The sequence below is a fragment of the Pantoea sp. ME81 genome, from assembly GCF_903970985.1.
GTDB lineage: Bacteria > Pseudomonadota > Gammaproteobacteria > Enterobacterales > Enterobacteriaceae > Pantoea > Pantoea communis.
In genome coordinates this window covers 1-20,802 of record NZ_CAJCKS010000089.1, presented here as the reverse complement: position 1 = coordinate 20,802, position 20,802 = coordinate 1, and the positions used below count along the sequence as shown (strand labels likewise).

Here is a 20,802-nt window from a genome sequence, read left to right as displayed (position 1 = left end):
ATCCTGCCAGGCATAGATGTCGTTGTCTTTCGCACTGGTCACACGCGCCGTCATGGTGCCGCTGACTTTAGGACGAGCAATCAGTGCGGGACGCCAGCAAAGCGTCTCACTGTAGGGCACAGCATTCAGCGTGGCCTGGAAGGCCGAACGTCGGCTCGCACTGACATTGATTTGGGTGATTAAAACGGGACTCTGCAACTGTGCAGGCAGAGTGGGTATGCCTGTTTCGGTAACAGATAAAACATGTCCGGGGCTGGTAAAAGCATCGTTGCAAACACCGGATATCAGCGTCTGCCGGGCAAGAAAACGTTCATGATCGAGACGGGCATAAAAGTTTGCGGTTTCGGTCTCCGGAGCAAACTTATCTCCGGCGAAGGGATGGCGGGGACGATAGTGATAAACCTCCCCGTAAGAGATGTTGTCACCATCACCGCGCGTCATATCGGCCTTCACCGACCGCAGCACGCGCTGTGCCTCACGGTGATTGTAATCCTTTGCTGTCACACCCGCTTCAACCACATTATGGGTCAGATTCAGGTTCCAGACGGATTCCTGAGCATTGTCTTCAAGACCCGAGGGACTGTTCAGCGGCAGCGACTTCTGATCGGCATAAGCGCTCTGCGCGTCACCAAAACGGATGACCTCAGTCTGAGTGTCTGGCTGAAGTGTGAAGTAATAGAAAATGCCGATTTCGGACAACAGACGCTGTACAAACTTCAGGTCACTTTCCTGATACTGGTTAATCTGCTCCCTTTTGGGGTAGCCATGCTTCAGGCTGAATTCATATTCCCACCCCTGAAAACCATGCTCATCCAGGATCTGACTGACAACTTCCGGCACCGATTTATTCACAAAGAAGCGATGTGAGCGGTATTGCTTATCCAGAAGCGCAAAGCGGGGTTCAATAATAATGAGATAGCTGACCTGGTCTGCGGAACCCGTCAGACGGCGGAAGTCAGTGATATAACCGTGAACAATTTTCTGCGAATCGGGTTCCAGCAGAGAGCCGGTTCTCATGGTCAGCGTTACCGCTTTGCGCAGCATCTTCTCTGGCGAGATGTCTTTATCGGGGCTGGTGAAAAGCACGTCATATTGGTAATTCGCGCTCAGCGTTTCCGTACCGTTCAGACTCTCAACATCAATAACAGCATTGCAGGCGGGAATGTGAAGAGAGTAGCGATTCTGGGTAGACGATAAAACCGATGCTGCGCTAAGTAACATTTCACTTGGGGTCATTGTCATTCGCTCCGTGATGACGGATGGTTCAATCCCTTTCAGGAATGCGGGTTAGATAAGTATTCAGTGTATTGAGTTGAAACGGTCAGGCGTTTAATGAAATAAAACGCTAATATCCGCGGCCTATGTAATAGGTGATTTCGTTTCGCTGCAGAGGAACACTGATAACGCCCGTGTTGTAAGCTTTAAAAGCCACGGAAAAGTTCCTGATCGGTTTACGCTTGGTCTGAGACGTCAGACCAAACTGAGCAACATAAACAATTTCTGAACTGTTAATAATGTCCTCCGTCAGGCAGAGAAGCAGACTGTTATCGGTTCTATATTCTGCTATTTCCGGCTGCTTAGCAGAGTTCCGACTTTCTCTTCCAAAGAGGTAAAAATATGAAAGTGAATAATTATCAGGTTTTAATACAGTGAAGCATATGCGGCCATCAACTTTGCTGACCAATGTTTGCTGAGAAGGTGTGAATTTATCGCCAATACAGCCTGGCAATACAAACACCATGAGTAAAGAGCACTTTTTTAATATCAAGGTCGCACCTGAAAAAATCACTTTGTTATTTATGTGTTAAATTTATTTGACAGGAAGAAGTATTTAAAATCAATCAAATTCTTCGACCAAGATAATGCACAACCTCATCCTGTTGCAATGGAACATTCACAAAATCTCCATCTTTAAATTCCATCGCAGTGGAGAAAAGTCTTAGATTCTGTCGATTTCCACTCTGATTCAAAACAAACCTGACAATATACTTTCTCTTAGTTAAATCCATGAAAGTAAAATCGTTTAAGCATATATACTCATTATTGACTACCTCCACAGCATCCCACCCCACAAACTCTCTATTTTCGCTTTGCCCCCGTTTAAAAATGGTTATACTTCCCACTGTAACATCATCGACGCGCCTGACTTTAAAACACACTTTATTTCCTTTACTTTCAACCTTAGCCACTTCAGAAAACGTGACCTTTTCTCCAATACAGCCAGTTATGATAAATGCAACAATCATAGGCAACCAATTTACTCTTGGGATAAAATCATCCTTCAACATGGAAAACCTCAGAGAACACATCTATACCTTTCATCGAGAACAGGCTGGGTACGTTCGTTTGCTAACGATATTTAAAAGTCCGTTTTTCCGTCAACATAATCTCACTCAGAGATGAAGCTTGGGAAATAATCTTCTCTTTTTAATGGAAAATTATAGACCCGACTATTCTTCAACCTTATGGCCGCTACTTTTCTAAAGGATGGAAGTGTTTCCAGCCTGGACAATAGACCATAATGAATAATATATTCTTTTTTTTCTGATGCAGGCAACCAGGGTAATGGCATGCAACGTTTATTATTTACTGCTATTAACTCGCTGCCATCGATTGTTTTCCTAGGCCCTGAGCCACCTTTATTTTTTATTGAAATCACACTGAAATAATACGCTTTGTTTTGGGGTATATTTATACATAGCATATCATCAATAACGCTCATATCGGCATCGCGTTCAAACTCGACAGGATCTTCTCCCAAAGTACACCCGACTATAGCGAAGCATGTGAATATGCCGATGAAATATAATTTCATAAATTTCACCATGGAAAACCTCTCAATGCTTTCATATAAGCTAAACAGGCTTCAGGCTCACTCAATGCTCTAACAGATTTGACATAGTCATACAACCTTAACTCATTCCATCGACCAAATCCCCACTCAGTAAGAATATAGTTATCAGCAATTATTTGAGCCTGTTGCTCCATTGAGTATTCGCTCAATAGTCGGCCGTCAAGATCATAAGCATAAGTAGCCATAAAACTGAGCATACCGAGACAGATAACACACATAGCCTGATTACTCATAAGACGAAGAAACGCCCTCTCTATGAAATCAGTGCGGGTCAGTCCGTTGATAAACTGAACCGCTAATATCCCCGCCCCATGTAATAACTGATTTCGTTTTGCAGCAGCGGAACACTGATAAATCCCGTTTTTTCAGCGTTAAAAGCCACAGAAAACTTCCGAATCGGTTTACGTTTGGTCTGTGTCGTCAGACCAAACTGCGCAACATAAACAATTTCTGAATCGCTTACTGTGTCCTCAGCCAAGCAAAGAAGCAGGCTGTTATCGGTTTTGTATTCTGCTATTTCTGGGTGCTTAACAGAGTTCCGATTTCCTCTTTCAAAGAGGTCAAAATATGAAAGTGAATAATCATCAGGTTTTAATACAGTGAAGCAGATGCGGTCAGCATCTATGCTGAGAGGGGCATTTTCTGAAAGTGTGAATCTGTCTCCTAGACATCCTGCCAGGAGAAATACGATTACTGACAAAGCCAACCTGCAACTAATTATCCTCTGAGATACATTCACCAAGGGAATCCTCTCAACGCATGTTTATATTTCTGCGAAATAATAGACTCATCCAGGTTGCCGTCCAGCGTGACATAACTACGACGCCGGTACTCCATAAATGTATTATACCCCTCACTCGCCAGTAGAAAATTATCTGCAATAATTTGTGCCTGTTGCTCCATCGGATACTCACTCAGTAGCCGTCCATCCAGTTCATAGCGATAGCTCGCCAGCCAGCTTATGAGCCCCCTGCATATCACGCACATTCCCTTTTGGCGCTGCCATACATGGCTGAGCTCGTGTATAAAAGTATGTCTGTCGGCTAGGTCACTCTGAGCCAGGTCAGCAAAATCGTTCCGGTAAAGTGGCGGACGGTAAAATATTTCTCCCTTAGGCGTCATAGCAACAGCTTCATTTTGCAAACCAAACGGGAGGTAGCTGTCTTTGTGGATCCATACCTTGTGATAATCAATTTTGTCCCGGAACACCGTCCTGGCAAGCATGATTTCCCCTATACTCATCAACCGCAGGCTACCTTCTTTGGCTGCCGCATCTCTTTCAGTTTTGTTCATGAATGAGATTCTCAAATGTCATCAGCACACCGTCCTCTTCGTTCCAGTCCAGGCTGAGAGTGCCAGACAACTGCCCGCTGGCCTGAGACTGCAAAAGCTGCTGACTAAGCACCGGTAGAATCTGCTGGTTGAGCAGGTTATCGACGTTGCGTGCGCCAGTGTCTGGCAGCAGGCATGCGGCGGTCAGAGCATCGTACAGCGCGTCCGAAATCTCCGTGCGCAGGCCGTAGTGGCGCTGTAGCCGCTGGCTGACCTGCCCGAGCTTCATTTCGACGATGGTGCGCATCGCCTCAGCAGCCAGTGGGCGGTAAATCACCGTCTGGAAGCGCGCCAGCAGCGCGGGCTGGAAATGGTCGCGGATAACCGGGCGCAGCAGTTCCCGCAGGTCAGCTTCACTGGCGTCCGGCTGTTCGTCCAGTTTCTGCATCAACGCGTCGCTGCCGAGGTTAGAGGTCATCAGGATAACGGTGTTGCGGAAGTCAATATCCCGCCCCTCGCCGTCGCGCATAAAGCCCCGATCGAACACCTGGTAGAACAGGTTAATCACGTCGCGGTGCGCCTTCTCCACCTCGTCAAGCAGTACCACGCTGTACGGGCGTTTACGCACCGCTTCGGTCAGCACACCGCCCTGCCCGTAGCCGACGTAGCCCGGCGGCGAGCCTTTCAGCTGGCTTACGGTGTGCGCCTCCTGATACTCGGAGAGGTTGATGGTAATCAGCGATTTCTCGCCGCCGTACAGGGTATCAGCCAGCGCCAGCGCGGTTTCAGTTTTACCCGTACCGCTGGTGCCGACTAGCAGGAACACGCCCTGCGGCCCGTTCTCGGCGGTCAGGCCGGTTTTCGACGCGCGCAGGCGCTGTGCAATGGCGTTCAACGCCACCGGCTGGCCGACCACGCGCGCTTCCAGTGCCTTTTCCAGCTTCAGCAGCTCCGTCTGCTCGTCCTTCGTTAAGGAAGAGAGCGGTACGCCGGTCCAGTCGGCAATCACCCCCGCCACCGTGCGTGCGTCCACGTCCAGCGCCATCAGCGGCTCCCCCTGCTGCAGCGCATGAAGAGCGGACTGAAGTTCAAAGCGGCGCACCTGCTGAGAAGCATCCTGCCGGCAGAGAAGCAGCGTCTCCGTCAGCTCACGCTCGGCCACCCAGCTCAGCTCCAGCTGTTCGAGACGTTCATCCGCGTTGGCCAGTTCTTTCAGAATGTCATGCATGCGCGCCTCCTGAACGGTGCCCCCCAGCGCTTGATCATCCAGGATAGCGCGCTTCTCAATATTCAGGGCATCCGTGCGGGCACGCAGTTGCGTGATAGCTTCCGGCACCGTGTCCTGGCTCATGCGAACGCGCGCGCTCGCGGTGTCGAGCAGGTCCACCGCCTTGTCCGGCAGCTGGCGTCCGGTCAGGTAGCGACGGGACAGCGTGACGGCGGCGCGCACGGCTTCGTCGGTGATGTGCACACCGTGGTGCTGCGCGTAGCGAGACTTCAGGCCACGCAGCATCAGGCAGGCGGTCTCGTCGTCCGGCTCATCGACTTTCACCATCTGGAAGCGGCGCTCCAGTGCAGCGTCCTTCTCGAAGTACTGCTTGTACTCGCTCCAGGTCGTGGCGGCGATGGTGCGCAGTTCGCCGCGCGCCAGTGCGGGCTTCAGCAGGTTAGCTGCATCCGCGCCGCCTGCCTGATTGCCCGCGCCGATGATGGTGTGGGCCTCGTCGATGAACAGCAGCACCGGCTGCTCAGCCTGCTGCACCTCAGTAATGATGTTCTTCAGGCGCTGCTCAAACTCACCCTTCACGCCCGCGCCCGCCTGCAACATGCCAAGATCCAGGGTGCGCACGCTGACCGTGCTCAGGCTGGCTGGCACGTTGCCTTCCGCAATGCGCAGCGCCAGCCCCTCGACCAGCGCAGTTTTGCCCACGCCTGGTTCGCCCACCAGAATCGGGTTGTTCTTGCGGCGACGCGAGAGGATGTCCACCATCTGGCGGATTTCATTATCGCGCCCATACACCGGGTCAATCTTCCCGCCCCGCGCGTCGGCGGTAACGTCGCGGGTGAAGCGGGACAGCGCCTCAGCGGTGGTAGCAGGCGCAGCGCCCGCCAGCGCAGGTGGCTCGCCCTCCTCTGCGTTCAGGCTCCCCAGAGGTTCGTTCGGCTGCAGCGCGTCGGGTCGTTCGTCCGACTGCGCGTCCAGCAGCGGGCGCAGCGCCGTCATCTGGCGCGGGCTCAGCGTGAGGATTGGCCAGAGTGCGTCACAGCGAGTCAGCGAGTGGTTGCCAATGATGGCGGTCAGCAGGTGTACGCTTCGGATGCGCTCCTCACCGTCCACCGAGGCCGCCAGCCAGGCCTCCTTCAGCAGGTGGTGCAGGCGAGCCGAAAGATCCGGGCGGCTGCGCACCAGGCGAGGCTGACCGTCGAGAAAGTCCAGCAGCCCCTGCCAGACGCCGTCCATGTCCCACTCATAGCGCCTGGCCATCACCGTGATGTCGCCCTCTCCCTGCTCCAGCAGCTTCAGCAGCCAGTGCTCGGGGAAAATTTCCGCGTGCGCGCGGGTCTGGCCCAGTGAGGCGGCGGCCTCCAGCGCGCGGGCGCAGAAGGGGTTAAGGCGGCGCAGCAACGCTGCAGACTGGTGTTCCATAGGTGTTCTCTCCGTTTCAGGCACGCTACCGCCCCTGGCCGTAAACCGAGGCCCATAAGGTCTGTAGTATCTGCACATCAGTGTGTTTTTCAGGCGTGCACCCGCGCGCAGGCGCACGCCTGAAAAAGCGGACGGCGAACCGTCCGCACGGGCTTACGCGGTGGCGCGTTCGTTCCAGGAATCGGAATGAATGATGTTGCCGTCCTTGTAGGTCCAGGTGATTTTTTCGTAGCGCAGCTCAATCATCTCCAGATGGTTGTGCTTCTCTTTGGAAGGATCTTTGATGTCGTGCATGACAGGATTCACCTTCACCACCTTCACGTTCTCAAGCCTGGTGTTGAAGTACTCGACTTCCTGTCCTGCGTCGCTGATGCGATACCATTTGAACTCCGCCGACTTCAGGGTCTGACCGGTAGTTACGGCCTTGTAGAGGTACGGGCTCGACGAGTCGATTTCCTTGGTGAACAGGAACGGCGTGTGAATGCGGGTGCCGGTCAGCTTGCCGGTGTTGTTGTCGGTCGGGATGTACAAGTTATGCTCCTGTGCCACCACCTCAATGCTGCCCTCGCGGTCCTGCACGTCTACTGAACCCTTGATGTCCGCGCCGCCGTCGTCCTTCAGCCACAGATAAACTGGAATTGCCATGTTGTTACTCCTTTTCAGACTGAGAATGGCCATCATCCTGTGATGACCGGGTGTGTGCGTCCGGCACGCGGCAGGCTTCCGCCTGTGGCACCAGACTGATTTCGACCCGGCGGTTGAGCGCACGCCCCTCCGCCGACTCGTTTGTTGCAACCGGACGATCCTGACCGTAGCCCTGTACCGCGAAGCAGCTCTCCGGTACATCGCCGGTGTCGCGCATCCAGTCGCGCACTGCTCCGGCGCGCTTCAGCGAGAGCAACTGATTGTTCTGCTGATTGCCGGTGCTGTCGGTATGGCCAGCGACGACAATCAGCCAGCCGGGTCGGGCCTTGATGCCCAACAGTGCATTGATGAGCACTTTGTCGGACCCCGCCCTCAGCGCCGCTTTGCCCGATTCAAACAGCGACAAGCTGTCAAGCCGCACCGTCTGTGGGCCCTGCACTACCTGCTGAACCACGGGAGCAGGCGCAGGCGGGGGTGACCAGCGGTGGATGGCTGTGTTTACCGGCGCACTAAGCCGCATGCCCTGATAAAGTCCCATTCCGAACCGCAGTGGCTCACCGCTGCGCTGCCAGGCATCCAGCAGCGAGCGATCATGGATAAGCGCATCGCGTGCAAGCATTTTTGCCGCGATTGCGTCCTCCGGCAGGCTGCGCCACAGGGCAAGGTGATCGGCCACGCTGCGCACAAGGCGCTGGTTATGAATAAAGGAAGCAAGCATGGCCAGCGCCAGAAACAGGCCCAGCATCATCCCGACCCTACGCGCCGTGAGCAGCCAGCGGCTGATACCCTGTCGCTGCGGCATAACGGACAGCAGCACATCAGGCAATGGCAGTGAAGGCGGAGACGCATAGTTTTCAGGCGACAGCGTGGTCAGCCCGACTGCATGCTGCTGCCACAGGTTGCCCGGTAGCGACGGCACTGGCGTCAGGCAAACGCCAATCTGGCAGGGGCTCGCGGTGTGCGAAGCCGCGAATTGCCCCGCATACCATTGCATCAGGCTTTGCAGTCTGAGCGCGTGATGAAAATGCAGGGGATCCCGGTTGACCCACTCCGCCAGCGAAAGGCGGGCGTCATTTTCCGGATGAAACTGAAACTGCGAATGGTCTGGCGTATAGCTGAACCAGTGCGTGCGCTCATCCACTGACGAGCCCCATATCACGGCACACAATGGCGGCAACCCTTTAAGCACAACCCGGCACTCTGAAACGGCCCTCAGCCATCCACCCTGCTGCTGAACCAATACGTCAGCGGAGGTGTGCTGCCCGGGGATGATTGCCAGCATCACTGAAAGCTGAGGTAGCAGCGCCGGATACTGCTGTGCCAGCCGTTCCACCAGCGCGGGCAGTTCAGCAGGCTGGCGCACGTTCAGATACCACCCCAGCCGGGTCTCCCGGTGTTTCAGTTCACCAAACAACGGTGCCGTATCCCCGATAACCAGAATCACCGGCCCGCAATAAGTTTCCGGCGGCAGACTGGCATCAATGTCCTGTTGGTGATCAGTAGCATTACGCTGCAGACGCCACAGAAGAAAACCGGCCACCAGCAGCACCAGCACACAGAGTGCTACCGTATTCAGCGGGCTCAGTCCCCAGAAGCCCACCACCAGCAGGATTGCGAGCGCGGCTGCCAGCAGCAGCAGACCCTGACGTGAATCGGGTCGGACCATTACTGTGCACCTGCCATGCGCGACACCATCTCTGCCAGCGTTGACTCCAGCACGAACCAGAGACCGCCAAGCAGCACGACGGCCATCGCCCAGCTCAGCCAGTAAAAGCGGCGTCCGCTGCGCAGACCTGCGGGGCGTACCACCAGCGGCGCATCTTCCGGCAGCGCAAAAGGCGGCACACGGGCAGCCAGCGCATTCACCACATCTTCACGACGTTCGTCATCCTGCGCGCGGTAATGCCCGACGAACCCCAACTGAAGGGTGCGGTAAAAGCAGGTCAGCACCGTAATGTCCGCTGCGGGTTCGTTCAGCACGGTGCGGATGCGATCCCAGAGCGCTTCACCGCCGTTCAGTGAACCAAAGAAGCGCACCTGCAATGGATCACGGGTCCAGCGCAGCCAGCCATCGTCCTGACTCCCTCTGTTTAACACTGCCTCATCCAGCAGCACGCAGAAGGCATACAGCATGTGGTCACGGCTGGCCTCGCTGAACCCGGCCTCTGTCAACGCCTCGCGGGCTGACTTCACCCAGCCCGCCGCGCGTCGGTATAGCGCGTCGCCGTTTTCAATTTGCTGTCCGCAACGCAGCTGGCTGACCATCAGCCAGCCCTGAAAAAACAGACGCTCTGTCAGTGTGTTGGGATTATTCATGAGCGCAGCACCGCGTAGAGTTCAAGTTTCAGCTCACCGAGCGATTCCGGCGTGTAGAAGGTACAGCCGCCGGAGGCCAGCATCGCCCGGGCCGCATCCGTTGAGAGATCCAGCGCGAAATACTGATTTTCCAGGCGTAACGGGATGGCCGCAGGGACATGCGGCAGCGGGCGGATGACCATGCCGCTCAGCGCGATATTCACTACCTCTGACACATCGTCCTGGCTGCCTGCCTTGCACAGCAGCGGGAAGCGCGCCTGAAGTTCATGATTTGGCAGCGAAGAGCGCACGGACAGATAGAAATCCGCCCCTTCGCGCAAGCGCGCATCGTGCAGCCTGCCCTTCCACAGCACCCCCTGTTTTTCCAGGTCGATGGCGATCACGCGGGAAGGCAGGCTTGCCTCCAGCAGCGTATCCAGCAACGTGAAAAGTGGCGGGAAAACCTGCTCTGGCGCGTTGTGCCGATAGGCCGGGATATCGTCCGGCGCGTTCTCGAGGGAAAATGTCAGCAGACTGCCCGCAAGGCGCACCAGCTCACGATAAAGCAGTTCAGGATGGCGCGACGGTGACTGATACAACTCTGTCAGCACCGGCTCCGCGCTGTTCAGCGCATTGAGCAGCCAGAACAGAGAAACGTCGGACACGGCAAAATCCGCCATGCGTTCGTTACTCTCGCGGCGCAGTTGCATCAGACGTTGACGGCGTGCCTGCAGGCGATGAAGCAGATCACCCAGCGCCGCGACCAGCGCCGGGCTCGCAGCCAGTGACAACATGGGGGGAATAAACGTGGTGTCGCGCATCCACTGCCCCTGAGCGTTGCGCACCAGACGGGCAACCGGACAGGTCAGGTATGCCGCGTTTTCCTGATGCGCCAGCCGCAGGCGTAGCGCATAACGCTGTACCGCAATCTCGGTACGCTCGTGACCTGCCAGTTCCTGCACGCGCTCCCGGGTGGCGACCCAGCGGCGCGGACGTTCGCTGTCCGCACCGTTTTCCAGATTACCGCCGTTGGCGTTGATCAGCGGCAGCGCCAGTACCACCTCTACGCTGTCCCGATCCGTCACATCAGTCAGCTCACAGACCGGTGGCAGTGTGTCAGCCAGATGGGTATCGACCAGTGAGCCATCCGCAAAGCGGACGGCAATGTGCGTCGCATTCAGCTTTGACAGTGCCAGCGCGCCCTCATCGAACTCCGCACACAGCACGCCCCAGGGGTGTGCCAGCGTCATGCCAGCGACAGTACCTGCCACATGCGCGTCCCACATAGCCTGCTGCTGGAACTGTTGCGGCGTCAGAAACGCGCCGTCTTCCCATAACGGACGGTAAATTTTCATTCCGGATAGCCGCCTTACGCTTTCGCTTTTGGCATCTGAGATACCAGCGACAGATTGACGTCCATGCCTTCCACCTGGAAATGCGGCACTGCGAAGAGTTTCACGCGGAAGAAGCCCGGGTTATCTTCGATATCTTCCACAATCACTTTGCCATCGCGCAGCGGATGTGAAGCCTGCAACTCATCACCCGGATCGGTCATTTCAGTCACCAATCCACGCACCCAGGTATTCAGCTCCAGTTCCAGCAAGCGGCGATCTTTGGTGGTGCCGATGTTTTCGCGCTGAATCAGCTTCAGATAATGCGCGATGCGTGATAGCAGGAAGATGTAAGGCAGGCGCGCATTGATGCGACTGTTGGCGGTAGCATCTGCGGTGTCATACAGCGCCGGTTTTTGCGCGGAGTTTGCGGAGAAGAAGCAGGCGTAATCACGGTTCTTGTAGTACGAAAGCGGGATAAAACCGAGGTTCGCAAATTCAAACTCACGGGTTTCAGGGATCATCACTTCAGAAGGGATTTTCACTTGATTACCGGTGCCGAGGTCATAGAGGTGAATCGGCAGATCCTGCACCGCACCACCCGCCTGTGGGCCACGAATCTGCACGCACCAGCCGTTGTTGATAAAGCTTTTCACCATGTTGGCGGCGAAAGCGAAAGACGAATTGGTCCAGAGATACTTATCGTGATCCGGCCCTTTCACCTCTTCAACATAGTTAAAACTGCGCACCGGCACGGTATCTGGTCCGTACGGCAAACGGCCCAGCACACGCGGCATGGTCAGGCCGATATAGCGTGAATCATCGGTGTCGCGGAAGGATTTCCACTTGATGTATTCCGCACGATCGAAGTAGTTGCCGATGTCCTTGATGGCAGCCACTTCTTCCATGGTTTCTTTGAGGAAGAATGCCGGCCCTGCAGAACCGATAAACGGCATATGGGCCGATGCAGCAACTTTCGAGATATTACGCAGCAGCGCCATATCCTGCGCAGAGGCATCGAATTCATAGGCAGAGATCACCGCGCCAATCGGTTCGCCGCCCGGCGTGTCGTACTCGGCAACGTAAGTCTGCAGGTACAGGCCGCTCTGGATAATTTCCGGTGCGTCTTCGAAGTCCTGACGCAGATCCTCTTTCGACACATCAAGCACTTCCAACTTCACGTTCTGACGGAAATCAGTTTTATCCACCAGTGATTTCAATCCACGCCACACCGATTCCACCTTCTGGAATTCGTCATGGTGCATCACCGCATCCAACTGGCGGCTGATCTGATAATCCAGCTCGGCAATGTGGTGATCCAGCAGGTTTTTATCCAGTTTTTCGACTTTCTCACCGCTGATTTTTAAGCGATTAAGAAACACCTGCATCGCCGCCGTCACGCGCTCGTCAGCGGTGGCATCTGACATCGCCTGATTGTCTTGCCAGACATTCAGATCGCTCAGTGAGGTGACCGGATGGAGATTAATTTTATCGAACAGCGAGGCGTACACCCCTTCCGCTGCAGGGTTTTCAAGCACGGTGGTACCACCGGAAGACAGGGTTTCATTCTGAACTGACATCAGCATCGTCTCTCATTTAGTCCGTTAAAAGGGTTCAGCCGTTATCGCTGGCAAGCGCAGAAAGTTCGGAACGCAGTTCGTCACTCAGTGCCGGGTCTTTCAGGATGATCTCCAGCTCTTTGCGGAAAGTGACGTTATCAAGCAGATTGGATTTGAGATCGCGCAGCAGATTACGCATCGCGAGCATCGCTTTGAGTTGCGGGATCTGACGAGCGACCTGTTCAGGTTCGAAGTCTTTGATGTTGCTGAAGGTCAGATTGATGGCCTGTTCACTGCCATCCGCTGACAAGGTATCCGGCACGGTGAGTCGGACTGATGGCGAGAAGTCAGCGAGTACGCTGTCGAAATTGTTTTTATTGACGTTGACCTTTTCGCGTTCGCTCAGCACGCGATCTTCCTGGTCATTACTGAAATCGCCGGTCACCAGCAGTTTGAGCGGCAGCTCCATTTTGCGTGCAGCGCCGCCGGTGTGAACGTCGAGTTTGATGTTAACGCGCGCTTTGGGTATTTCGTTTTGATAAGAATTGCTCATACAACCTCCTGTTAAATAAGCGCGGAAAGCACGCTTTAAGCACACTTTCCTTGTGTGATTCTGCGCGAATATATCTTAGGCTCAATGCGGATAGCAACAGGGTAAGATGATCTTTGTGATCTGATTTATATAGGAAATTTCTTGCTTTTTATTGTAAGTCGTTGAAGTTGAGCGTGGTTAAGGCCCAGGAAGGGTCTGAAAATTTATGGTGTATACACTGTTTTATTAACTGAAATCGTTAAGATAAATCGCAAGAAATATCCTAAAAATTAATGTATTTCAGGGCGGGATTGTTAACCAAAAAAATTACTTATTAGCGGGTTTGGATATGAAAAAACCCGCCGAAGCGGGTTTGAAAGGAGGTTAACTATTACGCTGCAAGTGACTACTCACAAATGCGCGACACCGGTCTGAGAGCGGATCAGTAAACACCTGCTGTGGCGGCCCCGACTCTTCGATTTTGCCCTGATGCAGAAACACCGCTTTGTTGGAGACATCACGCGCGAAGCCCATTTCGTGGGTGACGATGATCATCGTGCGTCCCTCTTCAGCCAGACTGCGGATCACTCGTAAAACTTCGCCCACCAGTTCAGGGTCGAGTGCGGAAGTGGGCTCATCGAAAAGAAGCGCTTTGGGCTGCTGTGCCAACGCACGCGCTATCGCCACACGCTGCTGCTGCCCACCTGACAGCTGCGATGGCCACGCGTTGCGCTTTTCATACAGCCCGACTTTATGCAACAGAGCTTCGGCTTCTTCAATCACCTCTTTTTGACTGCGTTTCTGCACATGTACCGGCGCTTCAATAATGTTCTGCAGCACCGTTTTGTGCGGCCACAGATTGAAACTCTGGAAGACAAAACCCAATTGCATGCGCATCAGTTTGATACGACGCTGCTGCTCACGGCTGAGTTTCTCGTGGGGATTGTCAATGGTGACCACCTCATCCCCGACCGCGATTTCCCCGCCTTGCGGCACTTCAAGAAACGGAATACAGCGCAATAGCGTACTTTTTCCGGAACCACTGGCGCCAATCAGTGATATCACGTCGCCATCCTGCGCCGTCAGGCTGATGTCATGAAGCACCTCATGCCCGCTATAACTTTTTCTGAGATGACTCAGGGCGATAGTGGGTTTACTCATTGACGTGCTCCAACATGATAAGGTGACAAACGGCGCTCCAGCAGCGCCACCGCTTTACTGACCAGCACAGTCAGCAGCAGATAAATGATCGCCGCACTGATAAACACCTCCAGCGCACGGAACGTCTCCGACACAATCGAGTCCGCGATACCGGTCATTTCCATCAGGCTGATGGTGCTGACCAGGGATGTGGATTTGATCATCGAGATAATTTCATTGCTGTAAGCAGGCAACGCCTGACGCACGGCGAGCGGCAAGGTGATGCGACGCAGCGTCGTGAAGCGCGACATACCGCTGACTTTGGCTGCCTCAAGCGACTGCACGCTAACGGCATTAAGACCACCACGAAGAATCTCCGAAGTGTAAGCCGCATCGTTAAGCACCAGCGCAATCAACCCGCACCAGTAGGGATCGCGCAACAGCGGCCACAGCACGCTCTCGCGCACTGCCGGTAAACTCCCCAATCCGTAATAGATCATAAAAATCTGGATTAACAAGGGTGTGCCGCGGAACAGCCAAACGTAAAAGCGGGCAAAGACGCTACCATAGCGATTCTGGCGCAACAGGTTGAGCAATAACGCTAAAATCCCCCCACCCAGCAGTGACAAAACGGCCAGATTAAGGGTCAGTGGTAAACCGCGCAGCAACGCGGCCAGCGTATGCTGTAAAAAGGTGAAATCCATCGTGGCTCCTTACAACCGCGCGCGTTGTTGCCCGCGCATGGCCACTTTTTCCACATAGCGGAAAACAAAATCGGAACAGGTGGTGATGATCAGGTAGATCACCGCGCCAACGCTGTAAAAGAAAAACGGCATTTGCGTGGAGTTGGATGCGGTGGAAATCTGGTTCATGGTTTCCACTAAGCCGGTGACGGAAACCAGTGCAGACTCTTTGATCACTGATTGCCATTGATTCCCCATGCCTGGCAGCGCGGTGCGAAGCGCCTGCGGCACGATCATACGGCGAAACAACATCAGTCGTCCCATACCTGTCACCGTAGCCGCTTCCAGCGTGCCTTTCGGGATGGCGTAAAATGCGCCACGAAACACACCACTCTGGTAAGCGCCAGAGATCAATCCGATGGCGATAGCCCCGGCGACAAAACCGTTAACATCAAACGGCCCCTGCATGCCTAATGTTTCCCCGACGAAGGAGACCACCTGACGTCCACCGAAGTAAAACAAATAGATCACCAGCAGCTCAGGGACGCCGCGAAACAGCGTGATATAGCCATTAGCGAGGCGCTGTTGCCAGCGCGCACCACCAATTTGCATCCAACAGAGTAGGCTGCCGAGCACTGCGCCCAGCAGCCATGCACACAAAGAAACGGTGACGGTCACCGTGGCGGCGTCAAGCAAGACGCCGCCCCAGCCTTCGTCACCAAAACCTAACAATTGCCAGTCAATAGTCATAAGCGCTTAGCATTACTCCGCAGGCGCGACGTTCTCGCCGAACCATTTTTCTGATAGCTGTTTCAGCGTGCCATCTTTGATCATTGAAACTAAAGCCGTATCCAGCGCCGCTTTGAGCTCCGGGTTGTTCTTCTGAATGGCAATCGCTGAACCCTGCCCTAACACGCCGCCGGAGAAGCCGTAACCGGTGCTGTTCACGGTATCGGTGTGTTTTTTCACATAGGCATTCAGGTTGGTGCGTGACGCCATTACCGCATCAACGCGACCGTTAAGCAGGTCAGCAAAAGTTTCCGGGCCAGCCTGATAGGTGCGGATGGTGGCAACGTCAGCCAGATATTTGTTGAGGAAATCAGCCTGAATAGTCGCGACCTGCACGGCGATGGTTTTACCTTTGAATTTCGCTTTCAGCGCATCGATGGCTTTCGTCATGCCCGCCTCATCACCCGCCTGAACGACTTCACCGTTACCCGGCAAAGTTTCTACAGCGCTACCTTTCAGGGTGACAAAACCAGACACGCTCACAGTGTACTGATGGGTGAAATCCACCACTTCTTCACGTTTAGGCGTGACGGTTACAGCATCAATAACCGCGTCATATTTGCCATCGACCAGGCCCGGGATCATGCCGGACCATTTCTGCGCCACGATTTCATATTTGAAGCCTGCACGTTTCGCCAGTTCCGCCACCATATCGGGCTCATAGCCAACAATCTTGCCGCTCGGCGTAGACTGGTTGAACGGAGGATAAGCCGCTTCGGTTGCGAATTTCAGTGTGCCAAAATCTTTTGCCTGCACCAGTGCAGAAGTAGCCAGCAGCAACAGGCCAGCGGAAGCAGTAAACAGCCCTTTACGCATCATCATAAAACCTCAGAGTTCATTATTTTAGGAGAGTAAATCGATGGCTAAACGGGCTAATGCCTGAGTGCCTGCATGAATGCTGCGTTCGTCGGGTTGATAATCCGAATTATGCAGATGATCGTCGCGTCCCGGCGCACCGGATCCAATATGAATCTGGCAACCTGGCGCCCGCTCGGTAAACAGGGAGAAGTCCTCCGCGCCAAAACTGGCACTTGGTTTCGCCACAATCGGCTTACCAAACTGGTGCGACAAAATGGGTTCGAGCACATCGATCAGCGCATCATCATTCATTAACGGGGGCACGCCGCGCTGATAGTTGACATCAATGCGTGTATTCAGCGAAAGCGCCACGCCGGCACAGATACGCTTAAAAGCGTGCTCAATGTGCGCGCGTGACTCAGGTGATTTCGCCCGCACGGTGCCCTGAATCAGGCAGCTATCGGAAATGATGTTGTGCGTCGAGCCACCATGAATATGGCCAATGGTTAACACCGCAGAATGCGCCGGATCGAGTTCACGTGAAATGATGGTTTGCAGTTGGCTGATAAGGTTCGCCGCCGCAATAATCGGGTCGATTCCCATATGTGGGCGCGCAGCATGAGTGGATTTGCCGTGGACGACGACATCAAATTCGTCGCTGGAAGCCGTACTGGCACCGCGCGTCAGCGCAATTTCACCTGCCGCCAGCTCGGGCTTATTATGCAAAGTGATCGCCAGATCCACGCCCTCTGCCACGCCATCAGCAATCATCGCCTCGGCGCCACTCTCTGGCGTCTCTTCTGCTGGCTGGAAGATCAGCCGCGCCGTGCCTTTTAACTGGCCGCGGTATTGCGCAACAATCGCCGCCACACCCAGCAGCGTCGCCGTGTGGATATCGTGGCCGCAGGCATGCATTTTACCGGGATAGGTGCTGCTAAACGGTAAACCGGTCTGTTCCTGAATCGGCAGCGCGTCCATATCGGCGCGGATCAGAATGGTTTTGCCGGGCTGTTCGCCCACAATGTCCACGACCACGCCGGTTTTGCCGACGCCCGTTTGTGGTGAGAGGCCAAGGCGCAACAGTTCTTGCTCGACGATATGCGCGGTACGAATTGTGTCAAATCCGAGTTCGGGGTGCGCGTGAATATCACGGCGGATGGCAATCAGGTGCGCTTCCATGCTTTCGCTTTTGGCGCTGATGTCCCTGGCTAAAACATCTTTAAGGTCGGTCATAATTGCATTGATCTTTTCAGGCTGACGCCTGGCCTTTATGGCATTTTTATGATGATTGACCTCGTATTTATTCACAGCCATAGCAGGATTGCAACGCGCATTGCTAATGGTTACTTGCTGAAATATCGTGATATTTTGCTAATCCACTGCGTTTGCAGGATAAAAGCCCGGGTTTGCATCTTCAGTCAGTTATAACATTCATAATCCACATGAGATCATCAGAATTACTGATTTTGTGATTGAACAAAAACGGAGCATTTTTTCGGCCACATACAGCTATTTTATTTGCTCAAGCAACCACGCACGCACGGCCTGTACGCTCGTGTGTTCACGTGGACGATGGGGAGAGACCAGATACCAGCCCGCGTCAACGTTCATTTGCTGAGGAAACGCGGGCACCAGACGACCGCGAGCAAGATCGTTTTCGACAAAATGCGGACTGGTGAGGGCAATGCCCTGCCCGCTGACCGCCGCCTCTAAGGCAAGCGCAGTCTGGTTAAAACGCAAATGATGCTGATGATGTAGCGTACTGTGCGGGAAAAGATAAGAGAGAAACACTGGCCAAAGATGGTGCCCGTCATGCAGCAAAGCATAGCGCTCAAAGCTATCCCGATCCTGCGGATCGCCCAACCCAGCCAATAAATCCGGACTCACCACTGCCAATACGCTTTGACTGAACAGCAGTGTGGCATCCAGCCCTGCCCCAAACGGAGGACGTCCATAACGCACCGCCAGATCAACCCCTTCATGATGAAACTGCACCAATCTTTCTGAGGCCAGTACACGAAGGTCAATATCCGGCCACGCGGTGGTAAAGGCCGGTAAGCGAGGCAGCATCCAGCGGCTGGCAAAAGTCGGCGTGACACTCAAGGTCAGATGATCCGGTTCGGGTCGCAAAGCACGTGTGGCCTCATCGATCAACTCAAACGCCTGACGGACACTCACCGCATAACCTGCACCCGCTGCGGTTAACGCCAAAGTCCGCGGCAGCCGTTCGAACAGTTTCAGCCCCAGGCTGCTCTCCAGCCCACGAATTTGCTGTGCCACCGCGCCCTGAGTGACGCCAAGCTCTTCAGCAGCGAGGCGAAAATTGAGATGACGCGTCACCGCTTCGAATACTTTCAACGCATTAAGCGGCGGTAGCGTGGGAAACCCCTGACCCATCCTGTAGTTTTCCTATCGTCAACTGCGAATCAGACTGACTCTCTGCAACCGAATTTAGCCCCTATACTGCAATAAATCGACTTCTAATCTTAAAAAGGATACGAATCATGACAGTAGAAAAAGTCGCAGTGATTGTGGCAGGCGGAAGCGGCATGGGTGCCGCAGCAGCAAAAAAACTGGCAGCGGATGGCTATAAGGTTGCGATCCTTTCCTCCTCTGGCAAAGGGGAAGCGCTGGCTGACCGTTTAGGCGGATTAGGTATCACCGGATCCAACCAGTCAGTGGATGACTTACAAAAACTGGTTGAGGCGACGATGGCGCGGTGGGGTCGCATTGATGTGCTGGTCAATAGCGCCGGACATGGGCCACGTGCGCCGATACTGGAACTGAGTGATGATGACTGGCAGCGCGGCATGGAGACTTATTTCCTGAACGTTGTGCGCGCAGCACGTCTGGTGACGCCTATCATGCAGAAACAGGGCGGCGGCAGCATTATCAACATCTCATCCGCCTGGACGTTCGAACCCACAGACATGTTCCCAACTTCAGCGGTTTTCCGCGCCGGACTCGCCTCATTCACTAAAATTTTCGCTGACGCTTACGCAGCGGATAACATTCGCATCAACAACGTGTTACCGGGCTGGATCGACAGTCTGCCGAAAAGTGATGAGCGTCGTGAGAGTGTGCCACTTAAACGCTATGGCACGGCAGAAGAAGTCGCCGCCACCATCGTGTTCCTCGCCTCACCCGGCGCGGCCTACATCACCGCTCAGAACATTCGTGTTGATGGAGGCGTCACCCACAGCGTGTAAAACCGTTGTCCCCAGCCGCGTGAAGTCCCAATCTTCGCGGCTGGAGGCCCCTGTCCCACTTTCCTCCCTCGCACAAACAAGACTGGTCTCGTCGATCGTTGTGTAAGAAATAGTCAGAATGTTCCTATCCGCTGCCAGACATTTCTGAACGCAGCCACTCCATATCCGATTAAACATTCTGACCCGAGGTTTCTATGCAAACGATTTTTCGTGCACGCATCCATGCGCTTTTCAATCCTGAACGCCATCAGATCTGGCAATGGATGCTGACAGGCTGTGCCCTGTTTTGGATTGTGGCGGTGATTGCCGTGATGGGCATACGTTAAGTTAATGTGCCTGTAGTCGCCCGGTTAATTGCTCAGGCGGCAGCAGTTCAAATGCCCTTTTCATCACCCTCGCTTCTTCTGCCGGGCTGCGACCAAACAGACGTTTGAACTCGCGATTAAACTGGGAATCACTCTCATATCCCACTCGCGCCGCGGCACCGGCGGCGGTCAAATTATCGCGAATCATCATCAAACGAGCCTGATGCAAACGCAGCGATTTAAGATATTGAATCGGGGACGTTTGCGTCACCGTTTTAAAATGCAGATGGAAACGCGGCACGCTCATCCCCGCTTCGTTCGCCAGGTGAGGTACATCCAGTGGCTGCTGCCAGTCGGCATGGATACGCTGCAGCGCACGGGCTATACGGCCAAAATGGCCTTGATAGGTTAGCGCCGCGCGCACCGCCCCGCCTTGTTCGCCCATCAATATACGAAAGCATATCTCCTCTACGCGCGCGGGTCCCAGCACTTTAGCCTCCAGTGGATCGCTGAGCGCCTCCAGTAATCGCAACGTGCTTTCTGCCAGCACCTCATTAATCGGCGTAGAGATAATCCCTGCTGGTGGTACCGTGACCGCTGTCTCAGCTTCGGCAAGTTGTGCCACTAACCGCGCGACCATCGTAGCATCCAGACGGATTGCTATACCCAGCAGAGCTCGGAAGATCGTCGTGTAGGGAAAGAGTGGACGTCATGTGAGAAGAGTTGGCTATAGGTGAATCACG

Annotated in this window: 22 protein-coding genes and 1 pseudogene; 2 read left to right on the top strand and 21 right to left on the bottom strand. The window is 54.4% G+C overall.

The window, feature by feature from the left end; all coding sequences use genetic code 11:
• From H7A81_RS16430 to H7A81_RS16335, 20 genes are all read right to left on the bottom strand, one after another.
• Positions 1–1,236: type VI secretion system Vgr family protein (locus tag H7A81_RS16430; RefSeq protein WP_370529960.1), on the bottom strand; the 1,236-nt coding region annotated here is incomplete at its 3' end.
• 109 nt (positions 1,237–1,345) lie between these two features.
• The gene (locus tag H7A81_RS16425; RefSeq protein ID WP_182058073.1) at positions 1,346–1,741 is read right to left on the bottom strand and encodes a putative T6SS immunity periplasmic lipoprotein; all 396 of its coding nucleotides are present in this window, start codon (positions 1,739–1,741) and stop codon (positions 1,346–1,348) included.
• Positions 1,742–1,841: 100 nt separating this feature from the next.
• On the bottom strand, positions 1,842–2,288 hold the full coding sequence (locus H7A81_RS16420; protein WP_182058072.1) for a putative T6SS immunity periplasmic lipoprotein: 447 nt from the start codon (positions 2,286–2,288) through the stop codon (positions 1,842–1,844).
• A 101-nt stretch (positions 2,289–2,389) separates the two neighbouring features.
• The gene (locus H7A81_RS16415; protein ID WP_182058071.1) at positions 2,390–2,815 is read right to left on the bottom strand and encodes a putative T6SS immunity periplasmic lipoprotein; all 426 of its coding nucleotides are present in this window, start codon (positions 2,813–2,815) and stop codon (positions 2,390–2,392) included.
• Between the two features lie 5 nt (positions 2,816–2,820).
• Positions 2,821–3,087 (bottom strand): hypothetical protein, encoded by a 267-nt coding sequence (locus H7A81_RS16410; RefSeq protein WP_182058070.1) that lies wholly within the window; start codon positions 3,085–3,087, stop codon positions 2,821–2,823.
• A 62-nt stretch (positions 3,088–3,149) separates the two neighbouring features.
• Positions 3,150–3,554 carry a putative T6SS immunity periplasmic lipoprotein gene (locus H7A81_RS16405; RefSeq protein WP_182058069.1) on the bottom strand — a complete coding sequence of 135 codons (405 nt, stop codon included), beginning with the start codon at positions 3,552–3,554 and terminating at the stop codon, positions 3,150–3,152.
• Positions 3,555–3,589: 35 nt separating this feature from the next.
• Positions 3,590–4,147, bottom strand: coding sequence for a type IV secretion protein Rhs (locus H7A81_RS16400; protein WP_182058068.1), 558 nt, complete (start codon positions 4,145–4,147; stop codon positions 3,590–3,592).
• Positions 4,134–6,773: a type VI secretion system ATPase TssH gene (gene tssH, locus H7A81_RS16395; RefSeq protein ID WP_182058067.1), complete on the bottom strand. Its 2,640-nt coding sequence runs from the start codon at positions 6,771–6,773 to the stop codon at positions 4,134–4,136. Before tssH ends, H7A81_RS16400 begins: the two co-directional genes overlap by 14 nt.
• Positions 6,774–6,926: 153 nt before the next feature.
• A complete protein-coding gene (hcp, locus tag H7A81_RS16390) occupies positions 6,927–7,418 on the bottom strand; it encodes a type VI secretion system effector Hcp (protein ID WP_058960474.1) in 492 nt (163 codons plus the stop codon).
• A 4-nt stretch (positions 7,419–7,422) separates the two neighbouring features.
• Positions 7,423–9,084 (bottom strand): OmpA family protein, encoded by a 1,662-nt coding sequence (locus H7A81_RS16385; RefSeq protein WP_182058066.1) that lies wholly within the window; start codon positions 9,082–9,084, stop codon positions 7,423–7,425.
• Positions 9,084–9,734: a type VI secretion system protein TssL, short form gene (tssL, locus tag H7A81_RS16380; RefSeq protein WP_182058065.1), complete on the bottom strand. Its 651-nt coding sequence runs from the start codon at positions 9,732–9,734 to the stop codon at positions 9,084–9,086. Before tssL ends, H7A81_RS16385 begins: the two co-directional genes overlap by 1 nt.
• Positions 9,731–11,068: a type VI secretion system baseplate subunit TssK gene (gene tssK, locus H7A81_RS16375; protein ID WP_182058064.1), complete on the bottom strand. Its 1,338-nt coding sequence runs from the start codon at positions 11,066–11,068 to the stop codon at positions 9,731–9,733. Before tssK ends, tssL begins: the two co-directional genes overlap by 4 nt.
• A 14-nt stretch (positions 11,069–11,082) precedes the next feature.
• Positions 11,083–12,630, bottom strand: coding sequence for a type VI secretion system contractile sheath large subunit (gene tssC, locus H7A81_RS16370; RefSeq protein WP_182058063.1), 1,548 nt, complete (start codon positions 12,628–12,630; stop codon positions 11,083–11,085).
• 28 nt (positions 12,631–12,658) lie between these two features.
• A complete protein-coding gene (tssB, locus tag H7A81_RS16365; RefSeq protein ID WP_182058062.1) occupies positions 12,659–13,156 on the bottom strand; it encodes a type VI secretion system contractile sheath small subunit in 498 nt (165 codons plus the stop codon).
• Between the two features lie 363 nt (positions 13,157–13,519).
• The gene (locus H7A81_RS16360) at positions 13,520–14,296 is read right to left on the bottom strand and encodes an ABC transporter ATP-binding protein (RefSeq protein WP_160834542.1); all 777 of its coding nucleotides are present in this window, start codon (positions 14,294–14,296) and stop codon (positions 13,520–13,522) included.
• The gene (locus tag H7A81_RS16355) at positions 14,293–14,979 is read right to left on the bottom strand and encodes an ABC transporter permease (protein ID WP_045816765.1); all 687 of its coding nucleotides are present in this window, start codon (positions 14,977–14,979) and stop codon (positions 14,293–14,295) included. Before H7A81_RS16355 ends, H7A81_RS16360 begins: the two co-directional genes overlap by 4 nt.
• 9 nt (positions 14,980–14,988) lie before the next feature.
• Complete coding sequence (locus H7A81_RS16350; protein ID WP_045816766.1) at positions 14,989–15,708, bottom strand: ABC transporter permease; 720 nt, start codon at positions 15,706–15,708, stop codon at positions 14,989–14,991.
• Between the two features lie 12 nt (positions 15,709–15,720).
• Positions 15,721–16,569 carry a transporter substrate-binding domain-containing protein gene (locus tag H7A81_RS16345; RefSeq protein WP_255478984.1) on the bottom strand — a complete coding sequence of 283 codons (849 nt, stop codon included), beginning with the start codon at positions 16,567–16,569 and terminating at the stop codon, positions 15,721–15,723.
• A 21-nt stretch (positions 16,570–16,590) separates the two neighbouring features.
• The gene (locus H7A81_RS16340) at positions 16,591–17,778 is read right to left on the bottom strand and encodes a M20 family metallopeptidase (RefSeq protein ID WP_182058061.1); all 1,188 of its coding nucleotides are present in this window, start codon (positions 17,776–17,778) and stop codon (positions 16,591–16,593) included.
• A 276-nt stretch (positions 17,779–18,054) separates the two neighbouring features.
• Positions 18,055–18,942, bottom strand: a complete 888-nt coding sequence (locus tag H7A81_RS16335) for a LysR substrate-binding domain-containing protein (RefSeq protein WP_182058060.1) — start codon at positions 18,940–18,942, stop codon at positions 18,055–18,057.
• A gap of 107 nt (positions 18,943–19,049) precedes the next feature.
• On the opposite strand from H7A81_RS16335, the gene H7A81_RS16330 reads away from it, so the two are divergent.
• Both H7A81_RS16330 and H7A81_RS27700 read left to right on the top strand, forming a co-directional pair.
• Positions 19,050–19,754 carry an SDR family oxidoreductase gene (locus H7A81_RS16330; protein WP_182058059.1) on the top strand — a complete coding sequence of 235 codons (705 nt, stop codon included), beginning with the start codon at positions 19,050–19,052 and terminating at the stop codon, positions 19,752–19,754.
• Positions 19,755–19,948: 194 nt separating this feature from the next.
• Positions 19,949–20,080, top strand: a complete 132-nt coding sequence (locus H7A81_RS27700) for a hypothetical protein (protein ID WP_255464748.1) — start codon at positions 19,949–19,951, stop codon at positions 20,078–20,080.
• Between the two features lies 1 nt (position 20,081).
• Here the strand turns inward: H7A81_RS27700 and H7A81_RS16325 are convergent.
• A pseudogene (locus H7A81_RS16325) lies at positions 20,082–20,732 on the bottom strand (helix-turn-helix domain-containing protein); the annotation flags it as partial.
• Positions 20,733–20,802 lie beyond the last annotated feature (70 nt).

Excerpts from the sequence above, each read along its gene's own strand:
- tssC (WP_182058063.1), bottom strand. The coding sequence starts at position 12,630 with ATGCTGATGTCAGTTCAGAATGAAACCCTGTCTTCCGGTGGTACCACC.
- H7A81_RS16385 (WP_182058066.1), bottom strand. The coding sequence starts at position 9,084 with ATGGTCCGACCCGATTCACGTCAGGGTCTGCTGCTGCTGGCAGCCGCG.
- H7A81_RS16335 (WP_182058060.1), bottom strand. The coding sequence starts at position 18,942 with ATGGGTCAGGGGTTTCCCACGCTACCGCCGCTTAATGCGTTGAAAGTA.
- H7A81_RS16420 (WP_182058072.1), bottom strand. The coding sequence starts at position 2,288 with ATGTTGAAGGATGATTTTATCCCAAGAGTAAATTGGTTGCCTATGATT.
- tssK (WP_182058064.1), bottom strand. The coding sequence starts at position 11,068 with ATGAAAATTTACCGTCCGTTATGGGAAGACGGCGCGTTTCTGACGCCG.
- H7A81_RS16355 (WP_045816765.1), bottom strand. The coding sequence starts at position 14,979 with ATGGATTTCACCTTTTTACAGCATACGCTGGCCGCGTTGCTGCGCGGT.
- tssL (WP_182058065.1), bottom strand. The coding sequence starts at position 9,734 with ATGAATAATCCCAACACACTGACAGAGCGTCTGTTTTTTCAGGGCTGG.
- tssB (WP_182058062.1), bottom strand. The coding sequence starts at position 13,156 with ATGAGCAATTCTTATCAAAACGAAATACCCAAAGCGCGCGTTAACATC.
- H7A81_RS16330 (WP_182058059.1), top strand. The coding sequence starts at position 19,050 with ATGACAGTAGAAAAAGTCGCAGTGATTGTGGCAGGCGGAAGCGGCATG.
- tssH (WP_182058067.1), bottom strand. The coding sequence starts at position 6,773 with ATGGAACACCAGTCTGCAGCGTTGCTGCGCCGCCTTAACCCCTTCTGC.
- H7A81_RS16410 (WP_182058070.1), bottom strand. The coding sequence starts at position 3,087 with ATGAGTAATCAGGCTATGTGTGTTATCTGTCTCGGTATGCTCAGTTTT.
- H7A81_RS16350 (WP_045816766.1), bottom strand. The coding sequence starts at position 15,708 with ATGACTATTGACTGGCAATTGTTAGGTTTTGGTGACGAAGGCTGGGGC.
- H7A81_RS16360 (WP_160834542.1), bottom strand. The coding sequence starts at position 14,296 with ATGAGTAAACCCACTATCGCCCTGAGTCATCTCAGAAAAAGTTATAGC.
- H7A81_RS16345 (WP_255478984.1), bottom strand. The coding sequence starts at position 16,569 with ATGATGATGCGTAAAGGGCTGTTTACTGCTTCCGCTGGCCTGTTGCTG.
- H7A81_RS16340 (WP_182058061.1), bottom strand. The coding sequence starts at position 17,778 with ATGACCGACCTTAAAGATGTTTTAGCCAGGGACATCAGCGCCAAAAGC.
- H7A81_RS16415 (WP_182058071.1), bottom strand. The coding sequence starts at position 2,815 with ATGAAATTATATTTCATCGGCATATTCACATGCTTCGCTATAGTCGGG.
- H7A81_RS16425 (WP_182058073.1), bottom strand. The coding sequence starts at position 1,741 with ATGGTGTTTGTATTGCCAGGCTGTATTGGCGATAAATTCACACCTTCT.
- H7A81_RS16400 (WP_182058068.1), bottom strand. The coding sequence starts at position 4,147 with ATGAACAAAACTGAAAGAGATGCGGCAGCCAAAGAAGGTAGCCTGCGG.
- H7A81_RS27700 (WP_255464748.1), top strand. The coding sequence starts at position 19,949 with ATGCAAACGATTTTTCGTGCACGCATCCATGCGCTTTTCAATCCTGAA.
- hcp (WP_058960474.1), bottom strand. The coding sequence starts at position 7,418 with ATGGCAATTCCAGTTTATCTGTGGCTGAAGGACGACGGCGGCGCGGAC.